This is a genomic window from Vibrio sp. Vb0888, assembly GCF_033338835.1.
GTDB lineage: Bacteria > Pseudomonadota > Gammaproteobacteria > Enterobacterales > Vibrionaceae > Vibrio > Vibrio alginolyticus.
This window is the reverse complement of record NZ_JAWOTL010000001.1, coordinates 155,777-179,556: the sequence shown is the minus strand read 5'-3', so window position 1 is coordinate 179,556 and position 23,780 is coordinate 155,777. Positions and strand designations below refer to the sequence as shown.

Here is a 23,780-nt window from a genome sequence, read left to right as displayed (position 1 = left end):
CTTCTGTTCCTTAGTTTTGTTCTAAGTTTGTAATAGGGTAAAGCGCGCTAACTTCAGTTTGTCGCTTGATATTTTCCAGTTCTTCCTGACTGGTTAGCCCTACGCCAACTTGACTAACTGCCAAAGCAGAAAGTGCCGTAGCGAAGCGCAATAAATCGTTTTTAGGCATCAGTTGCATGTGGCCCCAACACAAGCCAGCGACCAGCGTATCGCCTGCGCCAACGGTGCTCACGACATGCATTCGAGGCGGTTTTGCACTAAGCCATTCGCCTTGGTTGAGCCACATAACACCGTCAGGTCCCATAGAAACCACGATGTTTTCTATGCCTTTGTCGCTCAGTGTTTGCGCTGCAGCTTGGCACTGTTCAGGTGTTGCTAGATGTTCGCCAACAAAATCACCAAGTTCTTCATCGTTAGGTTTAATTAACCATGGGTGAGCATCAATACCTGACTTCAATGCGGCTTTGCTACTGTCGAACAACACCTTTTTGCCTTGTTGATGCAGTGCTTCTATCCATGCAGCGCATTGTTCAGCGGTTACGCCTCCAGGTAAGCTACCTGCAAGTACAAAGTAATCATGCGTCTCCGCTAGACGAAATAGTGTCTCCTCAAAGCGAGTAATTTCGTCGGCCGCTACTTGAACGCCAGGGAAGTTGATATCACTGACGTTGCCATTGGCCTCAACCAGCTTAACGTTGATACGAGTGGCACCCTCTACTTCCACAAATTCATTCTTAACGTTGATGTCATTGAAAAGCTGATGAAATAGCTCTGGGTTATCTTTACCGAGAAAGCCGGTAACCGTGACGTCTGCGCCTAAATCGCTCAATACTTTTGCTACGTTGACACCTTTACCTGCAGCGTGGAGATTGCTTTGCTGTACTAAGCTCACGGAACCAACGTTTAGTTCATTTACTGAACCTGTTAAATCCAATGCCGGGTTGAGCGTAATAGTGACAACCTTATTTGTTTTGTTTGTCATATCGGATCCTTAACCTTCACCAAGGCCAGAAGCGATTGCATTTCCGATAGACTCCAAGGCTTGCGGCGCATCAGGGCCTTCTGCTGTAAATTGAAGTTGGTGACCGTGCTTAACGCCCAGTGCGATGACTTTCATTAGGCTCTTCGCGTTTACTGCTTTTCCATCTCCGTCTAAGTTGGTAACACGTATAGTGGATTCAAACTTTTTCGCTTCTGCGACTAACATTGCCCCCGGACGAGCATGTAGGCCGTGAGAGTTTTTGATTTTAAATACAGCGGTATTGCCTTCTTCTGAAGATGCGGCTGTGACTTCTTCACCTTTGAACAAAGCAAGAATCTGTTCTACTGATGCATCTAAAAGCTTGCCGTGTTCATTGTTAAACACAATATTAGAAAGGGTTTTTAGGATAGGTTGGTGAGCATTGTTACATGCTGCGAACGCGAAAAGTGCACGCACTTTTTGACCTTCATATTCGCAGTCGTTTGCCGTCGAGACAAATGACACACCTGTGCGAGTGACATGTTTGTCACTGCCAATTAACCACAGGCCATTACCTAAGTGAGTTGGTTGTTTGGTAACGAGATCGGCAACGAATTCGTTATCAGCACATCCCGTATTTTTCAACAGACCACCTGCAACAGCACTCATCTGTAGCATGTCGCTCGCAGGGAACATCAGTTGAATTAAAGAAGCGTCAAAGTCTGCTTCAAGCTGAACATCACCGTGCAGTAGGGCGATGATTTCGTCTTCATTTTTTGCATTACGCAGACGCTCTTCTACGCCATCTGCGCCTAGCACTTTGGTGAGCTGTTTAAGAATGCCAAGGTGTTCATCAGATTTAGCTGCGATACCGATAGCGACGAACACAGTATTGCCATCACCCCAGTCGACACCTTGTGGGAAGTGATGCACAGCAACACCCGTTGTTTTCACCATTGCACGAGTGTCGGTTGTACCGTGCGGGATGGCGATACCGTTCCCCAAAAACGTAGAGTTTTGGTTTTCACGGTTTAGCATGCCTTCAACGTAACCGCGTTCAACTAGGCCTTTATCAGTAAGGCTATGAGCAATACTCTTTATTGCTTCAAACTTATCTGTCGCTGATTGCGAGAGGGTAATGTCGTTCTTATTTAGCTTAAGCATGGTGCTTCTCCAGCCTTAAGGTATCAATTTAAAAATGTATTCTGTGTGAGAAGTTGAACGCCGCTGCTTCTGAGCGCTTATCACTCCTCAAACCTTTTATCTTTCAAGCTAAATCGATTCAGCTTGTTGGTAAATTTTTTAAAAGACTCAGAAAAACTGTTTTAAAAACTGACGTTAACAAACGAGCCTTTGCCGCTGTCCTATAGCCTAGCTCACAAATTGGTTTGTTGCGTGTTCGGGTGATTTACGTCAATTTTTAAGTTTTGCTGAATCCTTTCAGCTTTTATACTGAATCGGTTCAGCTTATAATTCAACTTATCGAAAGATCGTTGATGTATTAATATGATCGCGCGCACAGAATAAGGTTTAGAATATGACACTGGATGAAATAGCCAAATTAGCGGGTGTTTCTAAGACAACTGCAAGCTATGTGATTAACGGAAAAGCGCAGAAATACCGCATCAGCGAGAAGACTCAGAAAAAGGTGATGGCCGTTGTAGATGAGTACAATTATAAGCCAGATCATGCGGCGTCTTCCTTGCGGGCAGGTAATTCACGCTCATTTGGGCTTATCATCCCAGACTTAGAGAACACCAGTTATGCGCGTCTTGCAAAGCTGATAGAGCAGAACTCTCGGAAAGCGGGGTACCAAATTTTGATTGGCTGCTCTGATGATGATCCTGATACAGAGCAAAAGGTGGCGGAAGCATTAGTCAGTCGTCGCATTGATGCGTTGTTTGTGGCAAGTGGTATGCCCACTGCAAACGAGTATTACCTTAAGTTGCAAAATTCTGGTACGCCAGTTATCGCGCTAGACCGTCCAATGGATGATGAGCACTTTTGTTGTGTCATCAGCGAAGATTTTGATGCCGCACTTGAACTCACTCAGTCAGTACTGTCAGAGGATATTAAGTCCATTGGCTTAATCGGTGCATTGCAAGATCTTCAAGTCTCAAAAGAGCGTGAGCTCGGTTTTCTATCTGCTTCTCAACAAGGTGGCAAAACGGCAACAGTGGGTTATGGACAACACTTCTCCCGGGAAGAAGGCAAGAAAGTCTTAGAGAGATGGTTAATAGAGAACGCATTGCCAGATGCCATTGTTACAACGTCATACACACTGTTAGAAGGTGTGTTGGATGTAATGCTAGAAAAACCAGAACTGATGGGAAAGGTGCGTTTAGCGACATTTGGTGATAATCGACTGCTGGACTTCTTGCCTGTGAAAATCAACTCTTTGCCTCAACAGTTTGAGTTGATCGCGGACAGCGCAATGGAGTTAGCACTCAACGCTTCCGCCAAGCGTTACAAGCCTGGCGTAGAACTTATCCCGCGTAAAATTGTGAAACGTCACTAAGTAACTAAATAGGTTGCTCAAAGCTTTACTTCAGCCGTCAGCGCCACAAATGCGTGGTCGCTGGCGTTTTTATCTCTGTCATAAATCGGGTTGATCAGATGTTGGTTAGACACCTGATAGTCAACAACCTCGGCAACCGATATATCTGATAAGGTATCAAACTCTTGTGAGAGCAAGATATAGTCGAGTACATTCCCAGTGGAAAAATGATAGTGCGTGGCTGGGCGTTCATCCTTCAGGGGGGCACTTTGCAATAACCAACCATCTTTGAGTTGTAATTCAGTGACGCTGTCACCAGTATTGGATACCAATGCGCTGTTAACGCTGATAGGAGTGATAGGTTGATTCATATCGCCCATTAACACTGTCGGCATTGGTTCTTTTCGATACCTCTTTTGCATCGCGTCTCTTAACATCGCTGCTTCCCAGCCTCTTTGCTGGGTGGATAACCAGCGCCCAATAATCGTGCTAGACGTTTCTGGTTGTTCTGAGTCGGCCGGGCGTTGAGATTTCAGGTGCGTTACGTAAACGGCGATATGACCAAGTACAGGATGTATTACTTGGGCATAGATAGGTTTGCGACTGAACTCTGGAGCAACACTTACTCCAAAAGGCTCAAGCGTTGCTAAGTCAAACTCTACCGCTTGTACTTTTTCTATTGGAAACCGAGAGGCGATTGCCACAACAGGGCTTGAGTAAATGTACTCATCCTCAACATGTGGGGTGTCAACGGTCGCAAAGTAGGGGTAGCCGATGGTTGAAAAGAATGCCTGGGTCTTCTCGATACTGAACACTTCTTGTAAGCCAATCACGTCGCCTTCCAGTTTTTCAACTTGACGTTGCGTCCACGAAAGTTTGTCTCGCCATTGCTCTAACGAGTATATGTTCTCGAAATCATAGTAGGCGTTAGGCGGTGCGACAAAATTAAACAAGTTCGCAGTGACAAAGGTAATTCTACTTGGTTGAGACAAAGTATTCACTCTTTTCAACAATAACTTAGAGAGTATATACCTTCAGGTTGCGTAATTGCAGCTTCGTTTGAGCTACGCATCGGTATACAAGCTAACGAGCGACAAGTTAAATGGGTTAAGAGGTGCTCAAATGCCAAGGCGAATCGGTGATTGAACATCGGCAGAGGTTTCTATTTTTAAGCATTGCGTTTAAACTTCAGGGCATCAAATAGTAAGAGTAAGTAACATGACCCAAGATTACGACCACGAAGAGTATTTAGAAGGCGAAGAGATTGAGATCGAAGCGATTGGCATCGATGTTGATGCGCATCCAATCGAACTATACAAGCTTTTTAAAATCGCAAACTTGGTCAGCGGTGGCGGCGAAGCAAAACATATCATCGAGGAAGGCTATGTCGCGGTGAATGGTGAACTAGAAACACGTAAGCGCCGCAAGATGTATGATGGTGACTTTTTTGAGTTTAACCAGGAATATTATGTTGTGGTTTGCGATGCGCCAGTAACCGAACCTGAAACGGCAGAGCAAAAAGCAGAAAAGAAAGCGAAAAAAGAAGCACAGTCTTCTCGTAAAGATAAGTCTCGTCAAAGTAAGTCACCCAAAGCCTCTGGGCCTAAATCAACAGGCCGTAAAGCGGCACATAAAGAGCGTAAAGCGCAGAAAGAAGCGTTGTCTCAGTCTGCTAAGAAAGGCAAAAAAGAAGACAAACCGCAAGCCACTCGTGATCCGAAGAGCGGACGTAATTCTATTGATTTTTTCTAGGGAAATGAACGCTTAACTAAATAAGTGACATCTGAGTAAAACTAAAAAGCGCCGAGCATATTATATCGGCGCTTTTTTGGTTTCACTGTGCTGTAAGTGGGTAGTGTTAATGCACTGTCGTCTCGATGTTTAGGCTATCTGTCCAGTGATGAATGGCACAAGGCTTTCCTAAGTAAAAGCCTTGGTAATAATCCAAATTAAGTTGATACATAGCTTGTAGTTGCACGTCTTCTTCAACCCCTTCTATAATGACTTTTGCTCCCATATGATCCGCTAGATCAACGGCGCTATGTATGGAAAAGGTTTCTCCGGCGCAGTAGTCTAGCAAATAGGAACGATCGATTTTGATGATGTCAGGGCAGAGCTGCTGAACACGTGCGATATCAGAATGTTGGGCGCCAAAATCATCGATAGCAAAGATAAAACCATTCGCTTTCATTAACTGTACGGCTTTGATTAATAAATCCGTATTTCCGCATGACTCTTCGACTACTTCAAAAACTACGTCTGATGGGCTCATACCAAGTTCGGAAAGGCGTTTGTAAAGCAGGCCGTTATCTTTAAAGCCCATGTCTTTGGTTAGCGTGAGTAGCGTTTGAGGCATGACGTTAAGAAACAGTTTGATCGGTGTCCCTGCGAAATAGCGTGCAAAATTTCGAATGTGCATTGCTCTGGATAAAAACTCTACACATAAGCGAAAGTAGGGATCAAGAGCATTATTGGCCAGAAACACGTCAGGACGAATTAGGGAACCATCAATGCCACGAATACGCAGTAAGGCTTCCATACCAATAATACGTTGGCGTCTATCAAAAATTGGCTGATAAACACTGTGAAAAGTGAATTGATTGAGAACTACGTAATATTCACCAAGATTATCTTGTTTTATGTATCGCTCGTAGTCGGATTGATTCTTTAACTCCATGAAAAACGCCGAAAATTTAGCATCTTGCCAATGTAACAGGGTGCAATTCTGATTTGAAGAATCAAATGTGCCTAATTACATATGCGGTTGAGTTAATTTGAAATGGCTTCCGATTTTGCTTCAATATGGCGGAAAATAAGTGACAGACCAAAACAGATTAAGAAGTAAGCAAGGCCGACAATCAACCAGATTTCAAATATATACCCTGATGAATTTGCCATCTCTGTCCCAACAAACGTCATTTCTTGTATCGAAATCAGTGAAACAATAGAGGTGTCTTTCACCAAAGAGATTGTTTGACCGGCAAGTGCAGGTGTTATTGATTTAAGCACCTGTGGCGCGATAACAAATCGGTATTTCACCCATCGAGACAAGCCCAATGAGTCAGCCGCTTCCCACTGACCTTGGTCGATACTTTGTAAACCACCGCGCACAACTTCTGCAATGTAGGCAGAAGAGAGTAAGCCGACGCATAATACGCCAGAGGCAAGGTTTTCCCAAAGGTTTGAAGGCCCAAACAGAAAGCGCTGTAGTGCATTTGGTTCGCCGTTGTAGTTTCGTAGAAGATCTTCCAAACCGAGTAACGGGATCAATTGGTTAGAAATGAAAAAGTAGAAAATAAAAACAAACACCAACGGAGGGATGTTTCTCACTAACTGGATAAACGCATTGGCAGGTGTGCGCAACCAAACGGAACGAGAGAAGCGTGCTAAGCCTAACAAAGTGCCAAACACTAATGCGAAGCTGATGCCCCAAATACTGAGCCTTAACGTCGAAATCAAACCTTGGAAGAAGTAGGGCAAACCACCACCTGCTCTAGGCGTGAAAAGTAATTCAAGCGCCTCTTTCCACTGCCACAAATAATGCACACCAACAGCGGACCGATGGTACAGCCAAACACCACCGATACCGCACATAACAAGTAGTACCCAGTCTAGTGTGTTTAATTGCGGTAAAAGGTAGCCTGTGCTGGATTTCGCGGGTGCTGTGCGAGTGGTAGTGTGTTCGCCCAAAAATTTGACTCCGATAAGTTATGGAAAAGTAAAATGGATGATTGGAGAGTATAGGCTCGCGGCGTCCACGAGCCATTTAGATTACTGGCCTTGCGCGACTTGATCTTGCCAATCTAATGTCGAGAACCAGTATTTATAACGTTGTTTTAACCATCCATCTTGGGTTCTTGCTTCAATCCATTTATTGAAAAAGGCCTTTTTATCTTCTTCCCCCAAGCGAACTGCAAAGGCTTCGTTGCCTTGTGATAGTCGCTCAGAGAATGGAAGGAATAGTTTGTCGCTGTGTTTCACTGTCTCATGTTCTGGTTTTGGGCTAGAAGCAATGACCGCGTGGGCGTTACCATTCAGCACCTCTTGGAACGCTTGCACGTCGTCATCAAATTGCAGGATCTTCGCTTTCGGGAAGGTTTCTCTGGCTACTTGAACGGTGAATGCGCCGCGACGAGCCGCAATTTTTACGCGTCGTGAGTCAAAATCCGAAAATTCGCTAAAACCAGAGGCGAGTTCTTTGTTTGCTGCTACTTGAACGCCTGAGTGCGAGTAGGCCTCAGTAAACAACACGCTTTTGGAACGTTCAGGCGTAACCGACATGCCACCGATGATCACGTCGAACTTTTTCGCCAGTAGTGCGGGAATAATGCCATCCCACGCAGTCGGTACGAATTCCACTTTCAAACCTGAATCTTGTGCTAAGCGTTTGGCAACATCGATTTCAAAACCGATTAACTCACCTTGCTTGTTACGCATTGCCCAAGGTACAAATGTTGACATACCAACGCGCAAAGTGCCTCGTTCTTTGATTTGATCTACATTGGTTGTGGCGACATCTTCTTTCGCGATTGTAGGCATAGCTATGGCTAGCCCTAATAATGCAGTAATGGTCGCTTTGAATAACTTCATGTTATCTCCTTATAATTTGCGCCAACTGGCTCCGAGTTTGTGTTCTAGCCATGCAGACAAGCCAGAAAGTGACAGAGTGAGAGCAAGATAAATTGCTGCCACGGTAAACCAAATTTCGAACGGCATCGCCGTCTCTGAGACGATGTTGCGTGCCTGTGTCGTTAGATCAAAAATCGCCATCACGCTTACAATGGAAGAGTTTTTGATCAAAGAAACCACTTCATTGGTTAATGGCGGTAATGTGCGCTGTAAAACCTGAGGCAAAATCACGTCTTTGTAGGTGTAAAACGGTGATAGTCCGAGAGTTTGTGCTGCTTCGAATTGCCCTTTAGGAATACTGTTTAAACCTGCACGGAATATTTCCGCGGTGTAGGCACCTTGGAAAAGGGATAATGCCAAAACGGCGGTGCTGAATCGGTCCAAACCAATCACGGGGCCAAACACGAAGTAGAGTAAATAGATTTGCACCAACAACGGCGTGTTACGTATTACTTCGACATAAGTGGTACCAATAACATTGCCGACTTTCGAATCGCTAAGCCTTAGTAACGCGGTGACCAACCCCAACACTAAGGTAAAAAATAGACTAATAGCAGAGATGTTAAGCGTGACCAATAGCCCATCAATAAGTTCTGCCGGCCACCATTCGCCATCTTCATAAAAAGCGATGTAATCAGGTACGCGCTCCCATTGCCATTGATAGCCCATAGCGTCGGCACCAGAGTCCAACACCCACACAATCGCTATGAAGAGGAGCGTCATTTGCAGTAAAGCTTGAAGGACAGGTTTGATTACGCGAACTATCATCAGTAACTTAAAATTTGGTTCAAAAATGCTTGGGTGCGTGGATGCTGTGGTGTCTCAAATAAGGCGACTGGAGAGTTCATTTCCAAGATTTGGCCTTCATCCATAAATACCACGCGGTTCGCTACTTTTTTGGCAAATCCCATTTCATGCGTGACGCAAATCATCGTCATTCCGCTTTGAGCCAGCTCAACCATGACATCCAACACTTCGTTGATCATTTCCGGATCAAGCGCTGAAGTTGGCTCGTCAAACAGGAGTAAATCCGGTTCCATACACAAGGAGCGGGCAATCGCGACGCGTTGCTGCTGACCGCCAGAAAGCTGGATAGGATACTTACTCGCTTGCTCTTCAATATTGACTCGCTTTAGGTAATGTTTTGCGCGTTTTTCAGCTTCTTGTTTTGATAATTTGAGTGTGCGAATCGGCGCTAAGGTGAGGTTTTCCAGTACAGTCAAGTGAGGAAAAAGGTGAAAGTGTTGGAACACCATGCCGATTTTACCGGGCTTGAGAGATTTTGCGTGAGAAGGCTGGTCGAACACATGAAGCTGGCCTTCTTGAATCGATTCAAGATGGTTGATGCAACGAATGAGCGTTGATTTTCCGGAACCTGAAGGGCCACACACCACGACGATCTCGCCAGAATGCACGGAGAAGTTGATGTCTTTTAGAGCGTGGTAATCGCCATACCACTTATTTACGTCGCTAAACTCAACGACGGGAGTATTCTCTTTCAAAGGGGCACGCTATAACGGAAAAATATCCTTTTACAATAGCAAGTTGTGCGCGTAATTTCATTAAGAATAAGCTAATGTTTAGGCGATGATTTTAAGACTCTATTCAGATCGCTTACAAGATACATCCATGTTTCTTTAATGTTGGTGCAGTCTAGAGTCTAGAGTATGACTAACTCAGTTCAACGAGATACGGATAACGAACAACAATCGCAACAACAGACATAACCATTAGTGTCTGTGCAGAATAGTAGGTCACCATGACAACTTGTCGTGAAAATATTGACCGTCCTCCAAAGCGTTCGAAAGCCAATACGATGCCAGAGATAATAAAGATAAAGCTTCCGAGCACTGCAAAAGAGGAGGATTGTGTTTTCCCACTCAAATAATACTCGATCGAAGCCCAGCACATAGTCATCAGTACCAATATATAACTAGCAACTGGCCGTTTTTCTTTACCGAGATCCGGTCGGAACAACCAGTAGACGCATATACCGAGTCCGAACAAGGCAATTGGGAGCCAAGGTGTAAAATGCCACGCTGACATGATGGCAAAACCATAACTATAGGAGAGATGGGCAGAGCAAAAGAGCACTAATCCTGTAATGAACTTGTCTCTAGGGAGCATTAATAACACGTCACCAAGCAACGAGAGCGATAAGCCAATCAAAATCCAATGCGCATATGGCATTGGGTAAGCCGGGGACTGAATTAAAATACCAAGCATACAGAGCACTGGTAATGGTTTAGAAACGTAAAAGAGCCATTTAGAGCCTTTACGGATACTGATGATATGTATGAATGCTAATACGACAACAACTAGCCACATAAAGTGTTTTCTCGAACAGACAAAATTATGTAGTACATCACTACAACAAATCAAAACTTAATTAACGAGTTAACTCGTTCTTTGATCTCAATTATTTTTATTTGTGTAAAGCTGGACAGTTGTCTCTTTACTAACCAACACGGCCGGTTTTTTGTCTGGAGGGAATCGTTGTTTTTAGAAGCCTCCTCGTTTTGAACGTGATGTGGCTTACAAAATAGCATAAAAAAACGGTATTGTGACTGTTAAGTCACAATACCGTTAAACCCTAGGAAGGGCAGTGAAGAATTGTTGCAGTTATGAGACAGCTAACTCTAAGATTTCTCGGCTACGTTCAAGTGTGATCGCCTGGTTTTCACCTAAAACAGTCATGCCGTGTTTGTTTAGTTGATCAATGATGGCATCGATAGCTTGTTCACGGCTCTCACCATAGTTTTCGAGCTTAGTTGCGACATCAAGTTGATGATAAAACGCTTCGATAGCTTCGATTGTGCGCTCTGCTAAATCCTCACCTGCTTCAAGAGCAAATACGTTGCGACCCATTTGTTCTAACTTAGGGCGCTTAAACTGCATTTGGTTACGAAGTAACGATGGTTGGACAATTGCAAGAGAACGCGCATGATCAACGCCCCATAGAGCGGTTAATTCATGGCCGATCATATGTGTCGCCCAGTCTTGTGGAACGCCACTACCAATTAACCCATTCAATGCTTGGTTAGCAGACCACATTAAGTTTGCGCGCCACATATCGTCGTCTCGTTCCGCAAACTGTTCTCCGAGTGTTTTTAAAGTTTTCAGCAGTGTTTCTGCGTAACCATCTTGAACCATTGCACCGGTAGGAAGCGTCAAGTATTGCTCACATACGTGCACCCATGCGTCAACAATGCCGTTGATAAGCTGGCGTTCTGGCAGTGTTTTCATTACATCTGGGTCTAACACGGCAAATTTTGGCTGCACTGCTGGAGACATGAACGGAAGTTTGTCTTGAGTTTCTTTTTTAGTGATAACTGCGCCCATGTTTGACTCTGAGCCTGTTGCTGGCAATGTCAAAATTGCAGCTAGAGGCGTCGCTTCAGTGACTTGGTGCTTACCAATCATGATATCCCAACCATCACCATCATACATTGATGCCGCTGCTACGTATTTGGAACCATCGATGACTGAACCACCACCTACCGCTAGAATAAAATCAACACCATGCTCTTTTACCATTGCGACTGCTTTATCGAGTGTTTCTTTGGTTGGGTTTGGTTCAACACCTGAAAACTCTAGCCATTCATGTCCCTCAAGAGCTTCTGCTACTTGGTCGTACACGCCATTTTTTTTGATGGAGCCACCACCGTATACCACTAAAACTTTTTGGTCGGATGGGATAGCTTCTTTGATTGCTGCGATTTGTTTTTGACCAAAGAAAATCTTGGTTGGGTTTACATAAGAAAAGTTCATTATTAGCCCTCTTGCTTCCAGTGAAGGAGATTGAATACATGCATATTAGTCCTGATTAATGATGGTTAACAGGTCGATTTCTGTAAATAATTTGCCTATTTCTACAAAATTAATGCTCTTGAGCTAGAAAGTTAAAGTCGAGAGGAAGTATAGTGCTCGAAACGATAATAGAGACCAAACTCGTTGGTCATTGATGGAGCGCTCTAATGCACACTCTCGCAAATATCATGCAGCAATATGTTGAAAAGCAGGGGCTGCATGACCTAGAAGGTATGAAGAAAACAGCGATAGATGGCGTATGGTTTTATCGCAGTAGCAAAGGGAATCATCGCCAGCCGTTTGTCTATCAGTCCGGCATCATCGTATTGGGTCAAGGGCATAAGAACATTCATATTGGTGATACACCAGTGCAATATGGGCCCGATGATTACCTTGTTGTCGGGGTTCCCATGCCACTAGAGTGCGAAGCGTTTGCGACAAACAATGAGCCTTTACTTGGCATTTCGATAGATATTTCGCCAACGCTTCTTCATAAACTCGTTAAAAAATTAGAGGCTGAAAAATTCAGTAATAAGTGTCTGGATGCTACCCGTTGCGGCCTTAAGTCGGTACGTATGAATGAAGGTATGTTGGATGCGTGCAAACGGTTAATGAAAGCAATGTGTAACGAGCTTGATGTCATCATGCTTGGCGAGTTGCTTCTTGAGGAAATTGTGTATCGTACTTTGGTGAGCAAAGAGGGGTATGTTTTATTTGACCTAGCACATCAAGAAGGTTCTTACGCGAGGGTAGCTAAAGCACTAAATCGTGTACATCAAGCGTATCATGAACAGTTGAACGTACAAGCATTGGCTGAAGAAGCCAACATGAGTGTGTCTGCTTTCCATCAAGCATTTCGCAATGTCACGCTTGAATCTCCGTTGCAATATATTAAGAAAGTTCGACTTAACAAAGCGCGCGAATTGATCCAGTTAGAGGGGAGACGTGTTAATGATGCAGCGAGAATGGTCGGGTACACGAGCCCATCACAGTTTAGTCGCGAGTACAAGCGGCATTTTAATGAAACGCCAAGGTCAACAAAGGCTTAGTGATCTTTATTTCAAAATGGCGACTTTTTTTACCTTTTTTATTAATTTGCGAGTGACATATTTATTTGAGTTATAAAATTAGTTACTGGTGCCAAATAATAGGTACGTTGTTGCAATCATTTAGTGGATTGTTGCGAGGCGGTGTGGAAAACTCGTAAATAGATAGTGTGAAATCACCAACTTGTACTTAAGTTATTTTACGTCGAAATAAAAGTATAGATGCGCTTCGTTTAGCGCATTTAGTATTGTTTTAACAATAACTTAAGGAAGAGCGATTATGCACCTTAAAAACGGCAACGCAGTGAAAAACGTGTTCACACTAAGCACACTCACCGCTTCTTGTCTTATGGCCTTCAATAGCTACGCAGCAGTTGACTGTGCCCCTCTAGAAACTTGGCAATCATCAAAAGTTTATAACGGTGGCGACCAAGTTCAGCATGAAGGTAATGCTTATAAAGCGCGTTACTGGACGCAAAACAACAATCCAGCGCAATCTGGTGAGTGGGGCGAGTGGGAAACACTTGGCGCTTGTGATGGCACTGGACCGGTTGAACCACCTCAGAATGAAGTCCCGACGGTTACTCTGACATCGCCTTCTGCGTCGGCTTCTGTGACTGCGGGTGATGTTGTTAACCTAGCTGCAGATGCGGCAGATACTGATGGGACTGTTAGCAAAGTAGAGTTCTTTGTTGATGGTGTATTAGTTGGTCAGGCAACGTCTGCGCCGTATGCTGCATCGTGGACAGCAACTGAAGGACAGCACGAGTTCTCTACCAAGGCCTATGACGATGCAGGTGCCGTTAGTACGGCAAGTGTTGTGACGTTAACTGTGGCATCAGCGCAACCTGGTAACGAAGCGCCGACAGTGGATGTCGCGCTTTCTGCGAGCTCTATTGACCTGGGTGGTTCCGTAACACTGACTGCAAATGCTACGGATGCGGATGGTACCGTTGCTAAAGTTGATTTTTATGTTGCAGGTGTGCTTGCTGGCACTGCTACAACAGCGCCATACACGCTGGATGTAACCCCTTCACAAGCTGGCTCATTAAGTGTTTATGCGAGAGCAACCGATGATGCTGGAGCAACAGCAGATTCTGCAATTGCGACGTTAACAGTAAACGGCGGCGCAGTGACATCTAATTGTCGTCCTGATGGTCTTTATCAAACAACGGGTGTAGATGTTCCTTACTGTTCTATTTATGATGAAGAAGGTCGTGAGAAAATGGGGGCTGATCACCCACGTCGTGTAATCGGCTACTTCACCAGTTGGCGATCAGGTGACGACCCACAAGCGACTTACCTTGTTAAAGACATTCCTTGGGAACAACTTACTCACATTAACTACGCGTTTGTGAGCATTGGTTCTGACGGCAAAGTAAACGTTGGCGACGTTAATGATCCTAACAACCCTGCTACAGGTAAAACTTGGCCAGGCGTTGAGGTAGATCCTGCTCTTGGTTTTAAAGGTCATTTTGGTGCACTAGCAACTTACAAGCAAAAACATGATGTTAAAACGCTAATCTCGATTGGTGGTTGGGCTGAAACGGGCGGTCACTTCGATACGAACGGCGATCGTGTAGCTGATGGTGGCTTCTACACCATGACGACGAATGCGGACGGTTCTATTAATCATGCTGGTATTGAGAAGTTCGCAACTTCTGCCGTTGAAATGATGCGTCAGTACAAGTTCGATGGCCTGGATATTGACTATGAATACCCGACGTCAATGGCTGGTGCTGGTAACCCTTACGACAAAGACTTCATGGAACCACGTCGTCAGTATTTATGGGCGTCTTACCAAGAGCTGATGAAAGTATTGCGTGAGAAACTTGATGCGGCATCCGCGCAAGATGGTATTCATTATATGCTGACTATCGCAGCACCATCTTCAGGTTACTTGCTACGTGGGATGGAAACCTTCGATGTAACTAAGTACCTAGACTACGTAAACATCATGTCTTACGACTTGCATGGGGCTTGGAATGATCACGTTGGTCATAACGCGGCTTTATTCGATACAGGTAAAGACTCTGAGTTAGCGCAGTGGAACGTATACGGCACTGCTGCATACGGTGGTATCGGTTACTTGAACACAGACTGGGCTTACCATTACTTCCGTGGTTCTATGCCAGCAGGTCGTATCAACATTGGTGTTCCTTACTACACCCGTGGTTGGCAAGGTGTTACTGGTGGCGAAAATGGCCTATGGGGCCGAGCGGCACTACCAAACCAAGCAGAGTGCCAACCGGGCACAGGTGAAGGTGAGAAGAACAACTGTGGTCACGGCGCTATTGGTATCGACAACATGTGGCATGATACCGACCCTAAAGGAAACGAAATGGGCGCTGGTTCTAACCCAATGTGGCATGCTAAGAACCTAGAAAACGGTATTTGGGGCTCTTACGCAGCTGCTTACGGTCTCGACCCTGTCAACGATCCTTCAGATAAGTTTGTTGGTACTTATACCCGTCATTACGATAGCGTTGCTGTGGCACCTTGGTTGTGGAACGCAGAGAAGAGCGTATTCCTATCTACGGAAGATAAAGCTTCTATCGAGGTGAAAGCCGATTACGTTATCGATAAAGAGATCGGCGGTATCATGTTCTGGGAACTAGCCGGTGATTACAACTGTTACGTACTGGATGCAAATGGTAATCGTACGGCAGTAGATGCAACTGAACAAGCTTGTGCGGCGGGTAATGGTGAATACCACATGGGTAACACTATGACCAAAGCTATCTACGACAAGTTTAAGTCTGCGACGCCTTACGGCAACAAAGTAGCGACTGGCCCAACACCAACTGAAGCAGTAGACATTACTGTTAGTGTTGGCGGCTTCAAAGTTGGCGACCAAAACTACCCAATTAACCCGAAAATCACGTTTACGAACAACACTGGTCAAGCGATCCCTGGCGGTACTGAATTCCAATTCGATATCCCAGTATCTGCACCGGACAACGCGAAAGACCAATCAGGTGGTGGTTTGAAAGTGATTGCTTCTGGACATACTCGAGCAAACAACATTGGTGGCTTAGATGGCGTAATGCACCGTGTGTCGTTCTCTCTACCAGCATGGAAAGACTTGCCAGCGGGCGGCACTTACGAGCTTGATATGGTTTACTACCTACCAATCTCTGGTCCGGCTAACTACTCAGTGATTTCTGGTGGTAAAGAGTTTGCGTTTAAGTTTGAACAGCCAGATCTACCAATTGGTGACCTAAATGCGGGCACGGGTGGTGGTACCACTGAACCAGGTACGTGTGATACGACAGGTTTAGTGACATACCCAGCTCTGCCACAAACGGATTGGGCAGGTAATCCAAGCCACGCTAACCAAGGTGATAAGATCATCCACAACGGTGTGGTTTACCAAGCGAACTGGTGGACAGCGGCTGAACCGGGTACAGATGGTAGCTGGTCAACGGTATGTAACATCTAATTATTATGGATTATTTGTTATAGCCTAATGTTTACAGGCACTTAAACAAAAGCGCACGATGACTATCGTGCGCTTTTTTGTTGTGATAGTTTGTCGTTTAATCGAATTGGTAACTTTCGGGTATGACGACAATACCTTTGTCTGAGATTTTAAATCGCTTCGCATCTTCAAGTTTGTTGATGCCAATTTGAGTATGTGGCGGAATACGAACATGTTTATCAACTATGCAGTTGACCAACTGACTTCCTTCACCAACTTCTACGTCATCAAAAATGATGGAATCGACTACCGTTGCACTATCTTGAATGCGTACATTAGAGGAAATAATGGAGTGCTGTACCGAGCCTCCGGAATTGATGACACCGGTAGCAATGATGGAGTTAATAAAAATGCCTTCATTACCCGTGGCCGACGATACAGTACGAGCTGGTGGAAACTGCGGCTCGTAAGTACGAATCGCCCAATTAGACTGATAAAGGTTCATTGGCGGCACAGGTTCTAGTAGATCCATATTCGCTTCATAGAAGGAATCAATGGTACCCACGTCGCGCCAATAGCAATCTTTATCGACGCGCCCTTTACTTCCACAGAATTGATAAGCGTAAACGGATTCGGTATCAATTAGCTTAGGTATGATGTCTTTTCCGAAGTCATGGCTTGATGAATCGAGTTTTGAGTCGTCTTCGAGTGCTTCTTTTAAAACATCCATATCAAAGATATAGATTCCCATGGAAACGAGGCTTCTGGTTTTGCTTCCAGGAAGAGTTGGTGGGGTTTCAGGTTTCTCTATAAACGAAGTAACGAGCCCGTTTTCTGCGGTGCCCATTACACCGAATGCTGAAGCATCCTCTACGGGAACATCCATACAGGCAACGGTGAGCTTAGCACCTTTCTCTTTATGCTCTTCAAGCATTGCGGCGTAGTCCATTCGATAGATATGATCGCCGGATAACACAACCACATACTTTGCATCATTTCGCGATAGCAACCACATGTTGTGATAAATCGCATCGGCGGTTCCTTCATACCATGCACCACCTTTGCGCATTTGTGGTGGAACAGCAGTGATGTACTCGCCTAGCTCTGGATTGAATATCGACCAGCCGTCTCGTAAGTGTTTTTGAAGTGAATGAGATTTATATTGGGTTAAAACAAGGATCTTGCGTAAACCCGAATGTAAACAATTGGTTAGTGTGAAATCTATAATTCTATATTTTCCGCCAAAAGGTACGGCTGGCTTGGTTCTGTCATCGGTGAGTGGGCTGAGTCTAGACCCCATCCCTCCTGCTAAAATTACGGCAAGTGCGTCTTCCATAGTATTCCCTTTCCCTTTCTGACATGCATCAAAACGGTGCTAACCTGAAGGAGGTGGTATGCAACGCAGAGGTTTTGAAAAGCATGTGCTAATGTGCTTATTAGTGAAAAGTCTACTACAAGAATCGAGCCATAGAATATCTCCTTAAAAATCAAGGAGGTTAAAATTTCACTGTAAGACAACTGCACCATATTAGTGAAGCGCTAAATAGCCCGTGCATCAAATTGGCGCAAAATTGTAGAAAGGAGAAGTCAACAAGTATGGATTTACAATGTAAAGTGGCGACAAAACAAGAAGATAAATAGGGTTTTCTATCTTAATAACTATGGCTAAACAAGGCTTAGGGTTAGCGTCTTAACTCTAAAGGTCTAAAACAGGCGCGTTGATGTAAGGCAGGAGAGCTTTGTATCAACAATTCAAGAGTAGAAGGCCTGAGACAACTCTTTTCACAGTTGTTGAGAGTGAGTGGGTAGGTAAGTAGACCACTCACTTAATGAATATGCTCACTTCACTGATAGCGATACGTTATCACTGTACTAAGAGAGACCGATGATATTTCCTTCATCATCAAGATCTAAATTCATAAATGCGGGTTTATCAGGTAAGCCTGGCATCGTCATCACGGTACCAGATAATGCGTAAACGAATCCTGCGCCCGCACACAAGCGCAGCTCGCGGATTGGGACGGTAAAACCAGTTGGTGCGCCTTTGACTGCGGAGTCTGTGGTTATCGATAGTGGTGTCTTCGCGATGCAAACCGCTAAGTTGTTAAAGCCTAATTGCTCAAAATGTTTGAGCTGTTCAGTCGCGATAGGAGTCATTTCTATATTGGTTGCTCCATAGCCCGCTTCACATACTGCCATGAGCTTTTCGAGTAATGATTGCTCTTTGTTGTATAACGGACAAAACTCTACAGGCGTGGTACACGCATCAATAACATGTTGAGCTAGTTCCGTTGCGCCTTGTCCGCCTTGCGAAAAAGCGGTGCTGATGGCTACTTTAACTTCGGGATTAAATTGGTGAATCAGCTCTTCAAGAGCTTTAAGCTCTTTCACACAATCTTGTGGAAACTGGTTAATGGCAACGACAGCAGGTAAACCGTATTTATGAACGTTATTTATGTGCCATTTTAAATTTTCAAACCCAGCCTCCAATGCTGCTTGGTCCGGATTAAAAATGGAATCTGGAATAGCCATACCTGGGCGTAAATCGTAGTGTCCAGAATTCGCTTTGAGGCCGCGTAATGTTGCTACGATCACTACACAGTCCGGGGCTTTGTTGGCGGCAGCAGCTTTAATGTTACACGCTTTCTCAAATCCCATATCCGAACCAAAACCGGCTTCAGTTACCGTGTAACCTGACAGTTTTAGCGCAATATCGTCCGCGATAATGGATGAATTTCCATGGGCGATGTTTGCAAATGGACCTGCATGGATCAACGTAGGAACACCTTCTAGAGTTTGCATCAGTGTTGGTGCAATCGCCTCTTTTAGTGTTACTGCCATTGCTCCTGCAACTTGTAGATCTTCCGTAGTGACGGGGTTTCCGTTCAAATCGTACGCTACGACAATTTTCCCAATACGTTGACGTAAATCTTTTAAATCTTTGGCTAGTGCAATGATAGCCATCAACTCGGAAGCCGCTGAAATATCGAACCCTTCGTCACGCTCGAAACCATTGATGGTTTTTCCTGCATCATTGAGGCCAATTTTGACTTTACGTAGTGCACGATCATTATGGTCCATCACTCGTTTCCAAGTAATACTTGCCGTGTCGATTTTAAGTGCTCTTAACCCGGTGCGTGATTCAAAGGCATCATAACCCTCGCGTTGCTCATGGAACAAGCGAGCGTCAAGAGCGGCTGAAGCAAGGTTGTGCGCCGCTGTCACTGCGTGAATGTCACCAGTAAGGTGTAAGTTTAACTCTTCCATTGGAGCTACTTGAGAATAACCACCGCCCGCTGCGCCACCTTTAATACCGAAGACGGGTCCCATCGAAGGTTGCCTTATACATGCAATAACAGATTGATTAAGCTTTGCTAAACCTTGCGCCAGTCCTATCGTCGTAACGGTTTTTCCTTCGCCAAGAGGAGTCGGCGTGATCGCAGTGACGAGTACAAGTTTACCGTCATCATTTGCTTTGAGTCGTTCCAAACATTTTGGGTGGACTTTGGCTTTGTGCTTCCCGTGAGTGTCATACTCTTCGGGCAATAGTCCTACTTTTTCCGCGATAACATCAATAGAAGAAAGTGGTGTGTTTCGGCAAATTTCGATATCTGACTGCATGGAGAATCCCCAAAGTGGCACAGGTAGCGTTGAAAAACTACCTGAGTTATAACGAGTATTATTGTGAGGCAAAGGTCTGCTTGGTGATGGTACTGTTTCGGTTAGGCTTGTAAAGAGTTTACTGCTTCGTATTGTGCGACATACTAACGAAATCTACTCGTTATAGTGCTAGATAAAAACAAAAAGGCCACCAAATGGTGACCTTGATATATTTTTAGCTTTAAAGTTGTCGTTTTAACGATCCCAATAAGTCTCTTCTAAGCTATCTTCTCGTTCAGGAAGCGCTCGCGATAGGCGAGGAGAGTGCTGCGTCAACACTTCATAGCTTACTCGGTTTGCGTATTTACAAATCTGAGAAAGTGAGGAGTAGGTTAAGCATCGTAATTCGTGCTTTTCTGAGTTAGGCACTTCTTTTTGGTGAAAAGAGTTTGCTGCCATGTCATGCAGTAAGGCTGAAAGGGCTGCATCACCTGCACCGTTAGTGTTCTTAATCTCTAGTGGTCCACCAAGGTAAGGGCCGATGTGAGAGTAGACCTTCATTGGGTTTTGACAGTCTTCTTTACGCATCGCACGACTAAACTCGTACTGGTTAAAGGCTTCGAGGGAGCTTTCAAGGATGTCGTGTGTGGTTTCTCGTTTTACTTTCTCGTCGGTGTAACCAGCCATGTACAGACCATTTGGTCCTGCTGTACAAAGTACGAGATCAACCCACTCAAGTGCTTTATCAGCAGCTGCTAGCGGCTCTGTTTCACCTGTTAGCGCCGCACCTTCTTCTTCATTCATAGCGACAACAGAAATGTTTTCGCGAATGTATTCTTGCCACCACTGTGCGTTGCCTTCGATAACGTACTTCGTCCCTAACGTAAGTACAACAGGGACATCGTGCTTCTTAGCAAAGTCGATTGCTCTTTGTACCGCTTTAGGCATTGGATCTTCTTCTTTACCACGCATTAGGTAAGAAGAAACAACCAGGGCTGATGCTTTCTCAAAGATCTCTTCAGGAATGCTTTCCGGAAGTAGTTGATTCATATGACCTTCGTTGATAGCAAATGTACGCTCACCGTCTTGAGAAATTAGGGTGTAGCAGCGACCAATAGGGCCATCTACCGTTTGTAAATGGTTAAGGTTCATGCGTGAAGACGTACGGCAAAGGTAGCGATAAGCAAAAGAACCGACTTGAATGTTCTTAGACATCACACCGAGCAAAACGGATTTGCTATCGGCTAAAACTGAGTAGTTGTGAAGAGTATTGCCAATCGTGTCACCTGGGTATTGGTGTGTGATCAGGCCTTGCTCAACCAGTTCTTCGTAAAGTGCATCTGCTTTGCTTTCTTCAAGAACGAGCGAATGTCCTTTACTCAGGTTGTATTTCTCTAAAAACGCGTCATCTACACGTGCTTCGATATCTACAATGGTTTGACCGACACCAACAATAGTTGGGCGATATAGCTTAGGTGCCTGTCGGATTTGGTTTACTAATGGATCTCGAGCGTGAGTTGGGAAGTAGTGTTTAGATTTACGCTGACCAGGAAACTTCATGCTTGTTCTTGAGTGAGAAAAAAAAGAGGCGGGATTGTATCACAAAAAAATGAAAATCGTGGCGATTTATTACAAAGAAGTCTGCTCGCTGAAAAAATCAGCGAGCTGAGTAAATAGCAACCAAAGCAGCTGCAATTTATGAGGCTTGTCGTATTGCAATGGGTTGTTTTTTAAACTTGTTGCTCAGCAGCGCCCGGAAAGAGCCTGCTCCGCGCTAACTAAATTTACCCGCGTTACTTTTTCACTTCAGTTGGCTCAACGTAAGCCTTGGTACCCCAAAGTGGGACTGTCGAAAGGCTATGCTTAAAACTACCATCGGTCTCTTTTGTTGTATAAGACAAGTAGAGTAAGGTTTGGTTATCGGCATCATAAATACGGCGAACCTTCATTGTTTTGAAGAAAATGCTTTTTGACTTCTTAAATACAATTTCACCGGACTTACTCTTATCTATTTTTGCAATCATTTCCGGTGTGATTTCGCCAGTCTGACGACATGATATTGAGCTATCACTTGGATCTGCTAAGCTGAAATCCGCTTCGATAGAGGCGATGTGACATGTGACACCTGTTACCACCTCGTCTTTCAACTCACCGACTTTGATGTCTTTCAAAGTAAACCAACCGAGCCCCACGTCAGCAACATCGTTATCTGAACAACCAACTAGAGTAGTAGCAAGCAATGCACTTAACAGCATCTTTTTCATTATTTTTGTCCTTAACTAGGAAAGATATTGATGAAATCTATCAGAGGTTTGCACCTAAAACAAAATTTAGCCACGGAAAGGTCTATGTGCGCTAGGTTTGTTGCGGGCTTCATGCTAATGTACTGCTCTAAACGAAGGTATCAAGATGAATGAACAACAGTTAGCCAGTATCGAGCGTAAAAATACATGGCTGTATGATCTGGTCGAAGTTGAATTTCCGACACCAGAGAGTTTGAAAGGGCGCGATGTCTATTTCAAAACGCTAGAAAAAGCAACCTATCAAGTAGTCGACAAAGACACATTACTGGAAAGTGACTCTGAATTTAACCCCGACGATATTTTTCTGGTCGATTTTCATCGACTGACCATTATGTTCTCTATCTTGCAATCTCAGCGCTGGGAACAGCAGTATGATAAAGATATGATCATTGAATATCTGACACAGATTATCCTCACGCCAGATTTTGAATTATATGTTGGTTTTAAATCTGGAGTCCCAATTGGTGCTGCTATTGTTAGCCATCTCGAAGGATATACACTCATCTCTGATGTTGCTGTTTCTGAATCAAAATACAAAAGCTCGTTTGTGGCTGATCTGGCTAAAAGACTAAGCACCGAGCAAAAACTGTTAGACTCAGTGGTTATCGAAGACTAACTTACACATCAATGTGCATAAAAAGTAAAGCAAGATGACGTTGGGTGATCTTGCTTAGAAAAACTGTAATTGCTCCCTTCTATTTCCATGAAATGCCAAGCTCGTCGTTTCAACAATCCCAAACTCAAATAAGATTAATCCAAACATTCTTAAAATCAGCTTGGGCTTGAGCCTTTAAGACGTCTGGAGATGGCTATGGCAATTACCAATATTAAGTGCGTGATATTTGACTGTGATGGTACGTTGGTCGACAGCGAAAGACTGTGTTGCCAAGCGCTCGTCAATGTATTTAACCAGCATGGGGCTGAGTTAACGATGGAAGAGTGCGTTTCTCACTTTAAAGGAGGAAAGCTCGCTGACATCCTTTTAGATACTAAAGAATTGAAAGATATCAAAGTCCCAATTGATGTTTTAGAGCCGCAATACCGAGAAGAAGTCCAGTCTCTTTTTGTGCGTCACTTACAGCCAATGGATGGCGCAAAACGATTAATTCAGTTTTTGGATTCGCATAATATCGAATATTGTGTGGCGTCTAATGGACCTAAAGATAAAATTGAATACGCTTTGGAGTTAACCGGTTTACTCGATGCTTTCCGAGGCAAAGTGTTCTCGGCATTCGATGCGAATAGTTGGAAGCCTGAGCCTGATTTAATCATGTACAGTGCTATGAGCATGGGCTTTTTACCAAGTGACTGTCTTTATATTGATGACACGCCTAAAGGAGTTGAGGCGGGACTAAACGCCGGTATCAAAACGATACAGTTATTTAATGGTGAAGCTATCAATCGTGTTGAGGACGAGCGTGTAATTCGCATCCATCATTTAGATGAATTAAAAGAGCAGCTGTGTGGCTGCTCTGTTTGACCTACTAATGGCAAACCGGATTCAAGCTGTGGA

Annotated in this window: 20 protein-coding genes; 6 read left to right on the top strand and 14 right to left on the bottom strand. The window is 44.4% G+C overall.

Annotation, left to right across the window (positions count from 1 at the left end; translation table 11 throughout):
• Positions 1-10 precede the first annotated feature (10 nt).
• The gene (pfkB, locus tag R7P72_RS00880; RefSeq protein WP_005376406.1) at positions 11-982 is read right to left on the bottom strand and encodes a 1-phosphofructokinase; all 972 of its coding nucleotides are present in this window, start codon (positions 980-982) and stop codon (positions 11-13) included.
• A gap of 9 nt (positions 983-991) precedes the next feature.
• Complete coding sequence (gene fruB, locus R7P72_RS00875) at positions 992-2,125, bottom strand: fused PTS fructose transporter subunit IIA/HPr protein (RefSeq protein ID WP_005376404.1); 1,134 nt, start codon at positions 2,123-2,125, stop codon at positions 992-994.
• 373 nt (positions 2,126-2,498) lie between these two features.
• Between fruB and cra the strand changes: the two genes are divergently transcribed.
• Positions 2,499-3,479 (top strand): catabolite repressor/activator, encoded by a 981-nt coding sequence (gene cra / locus R7P72_RS00870; RefSeq protein WP_005376402.1) that lies wholly within the window; start codon positions 2,499-2,501, stop codon positions 3,477-3,479.
• A 17-nt stretch (positions 3,480-3,496) separates the two neighbouring features.
• Here cra and R7P72_RS00865 read toward each other — a convergent pair whose 3' ends face one another.
• Positions 3,497-4,450: an endonuclease/exonuclease/phosphatase family protein gene (locus R7P72_RS00865; protein WP_005376401.1), complete on the bottom strand. Its 954-nt coding sequence runs from the start codon at positions 4,448-4,450 to the stop codon at positions 3,497-3,499.
• A gap of 226 nt (positions 4,451-4,676) precedes the next feature.
• On the opposite strand from R7P72_RS00865, the gene R7P72_RS00860 reads away from it, so the two are divergent.
• The gene (locus tag R7P72_RS00860; RefSeq protein ID WP_005376400.1) at positions 4,677-5,210 is read left to right on the top strand and encodes an RNA-binding S4 domain-containing protein; all 534 of its coding nucleotides are present in this window, start codon (positions 4,677-4,679) and stop codon (positions 5,208-5,210) included.
• Positions 5,211-5,316: 106 nt separating this feature from the next.
• Here R7P72_RS00860 and R7P72_RS00855 read toward each other — a convergent pair whose 3' ends face one another.
• The 7 genes from R7P72_RS00855 to R7P72_RS00825 form a co-directional block, all read right to left on the bottom strand.
• The gene (locus R7P72_RS00855) at positions 5,317-6,135 is read right to left on the bottom strand and encodes an EAL domain-containing protein (protein WP_005376399.1); all 819 of its coding nucleotides are present in this window, start codon (positions 6,133-6,135) and stop codon (positions 5,317-5,319) included.
• Between the two features lie 92 nt (positions 6,136-6,227).
• Positions 6,228-7,148: an amino acid ABC transporter permease gene (locus R7P72_RS00850; RefSeq protein ID WP_005376398.1), complete on the bottom strand. Its 921-nt coding sequence runs from the start codon at positions 7,146-7,148 to the stop codon at positions 6,228-6,230.
• Between the two features lie 81 nt (positions 7,149-7,229).
• Entirely contained in the window at positions 7,230-8,048 is an 819-nt protein-coding gene (locus tag R7P72_RS00845; RefSeq protein ID WP_005376397.1) for a transporter substrate-binding domain-containing protein, read from the bottom strand.
• 9 nt (positions 8,049-8,057) lie between these two features.
• A complete protein-coding gene (locus R7P72_RS00840) occupies positions 8,058-8,855 on the bottom strand; it encodes an amino acid ABC transporter permease (protein WP_005376396.1) in 798 nt (265 codons plus the stop codon).
• Positions 8,855-9,589, bottom strand: a complete 735-nt coding sequence (locus tag R7P72_RS00835) for an amino acid ABC transporter ATP-binding protein (protein WP_005376395.1) — start codon at positions 9,587-9,589, stop codon at positions 8,855-8,857. Before R7P72_RS00835 ends, R7P72_RS00840 begins: the two co-directional genes overlap by 1 nt.
• Before the next feature lie 169 nt (positions 9,590-9,758).
• Positions 9,759-10,415 carry a lysoplasmalogenase gene (locus R7P72_RS00830; RefSeq protein WP_005376394.1) on the bottom strand — a complete coding sequence of 219 codons (657 nt, stop codon included), beginning with the start codon at positions 10,413-10,415 and terminating at the stop codon, positions 9,759-9,761.
• Between the two features lie 294 nt (positions 10,416-10,709).
• Positions 10,710-11,858: an iron-containing alcohol dehydrogenase gene (locus R7P72_RS00825; protein WP_005376393.1), complete on the bottom strand. Its 1,149-nt coding sequence runs from the start codon at positions 11,856-11,858 to the stop codon at positions 10,710-10,712.
• A 206-nt stretch (positions 11,859-12,064) separates the two neighbouring features.
• Between R7P72_RS00825 and R7P72_RS00820 the strand changes: the two genes are divergently transcribed.
• Both R7P72_RS00820 and R7P72_RS00815 read left to right on the top strand, forming a co-directional pair.
• On the top strand, positions 12,065-12,946 hold the full coding sequence (locus tag R7P72_RS00820) for an AraC family transcriptional regulator (RefSeq protein ID WP_005376392.1): 882 nt from the start codon (positions 12,065-12,067) through the stop codon (positions 12,944-12,946).
• A gap of 277 nt (positions 12,947-13,223) precedes the next feature.
• Positions 13,224-16,385, top strand: a complete 3,162-nt coding sequence (locus R7P72_RS00815; protein ID WP_005376389.1) for a chitinase C-terminal domain-containing protein — start codon at positions 13,224-13,226, stop codon at positions 16,383-16,385.
• 97 nt (positions 16,386-16,482) lie between these two features.
• Here R7P72_RS00815 and glgC read toward each other — a convergent pair whose 3' ends face one another.
• From glgC to R7P72_RS00795, 4 genes are all read right to left on the bottom strand, one after another.
• Positions 16,483-17,700 (bottom strand): glucose-1-phosphate adenylyltransferase, encoded by a 1,218-nt coding sequence (glgC, locus tag R7P72_RS00810; RefSeq protein WP_213907024.1) that lies wholly within the window; start codon positions 17,698-17,700, stop codon positions 16,483-16,485.
• 536 nt (positions 17,701-18,236) lie between these two features.
• Positions 18,237-19,985 (bottom strand): formate--tetrahydrofolate ligase, encoded by a 1,749-nt coding sequence (locus R7P72_RS00805; RefSeq protein WP_186585332.1) that lies wholly within the window; start codon positions 19,983-19,985, stop codon positions 18,237-18,239.
• Positions 19,986-20,219: 234 nt separating this feature from the next.
• Positions 20,220-21,524 carry an inosine/guanosine kinase gene (locus R7P72_RS00800; RefSeq protein ID WP_213907025.1) on the bottom strand — a complete coding sequence of 435 codons (1,305 nt, stop codon included), beginning with the start codon at positions 21,522-21,524 and terminating at the stop codon, positions 20,220-20,222.
• Positions 21,525-21,757: 233 nt separating this feature from the next.
• A complete protein-coding gene (locus R7P72_RS00795; RefSeq protein WP_005397614.1) occupies positions 21,758-22,228 on the bottom strand; it encodes a CreA family protein in 471 nt (156 codons plus the stop codon).
• A gap of 145 nt (positions 22,229-22,373) precedes the next feature.
• On the opposite strand from R7P72_RS00795, the gene R7P72_RS00790 reads away from it, so the two are divergent.
• Positions 22,374-22,883: a flavodoxin gene (locus R7P72_RS00790; RefSeq protein WP_161440945.1), complete on the top strand. Its 510-nt coding sequence runs from the start codon at positions 22,374-22,376 to the stop codon at positions 22,881-22,883.
• 195 nt (positions 22,884-23,078) lie between these two features.
• Complete coding sequence (locus tag R7P72_RS00785) at positions 23,079-23,747, top strand: HAD-IA family hydrolase (RefSeq protein ID WP_213907026.1); 669 nt, start codon at positions 23,079-23,081, stop codon at positions 23,745-23,747.
• The last annotated feature ends 33 nt before the right edge of the window (positions 23,748-23,780 follow it).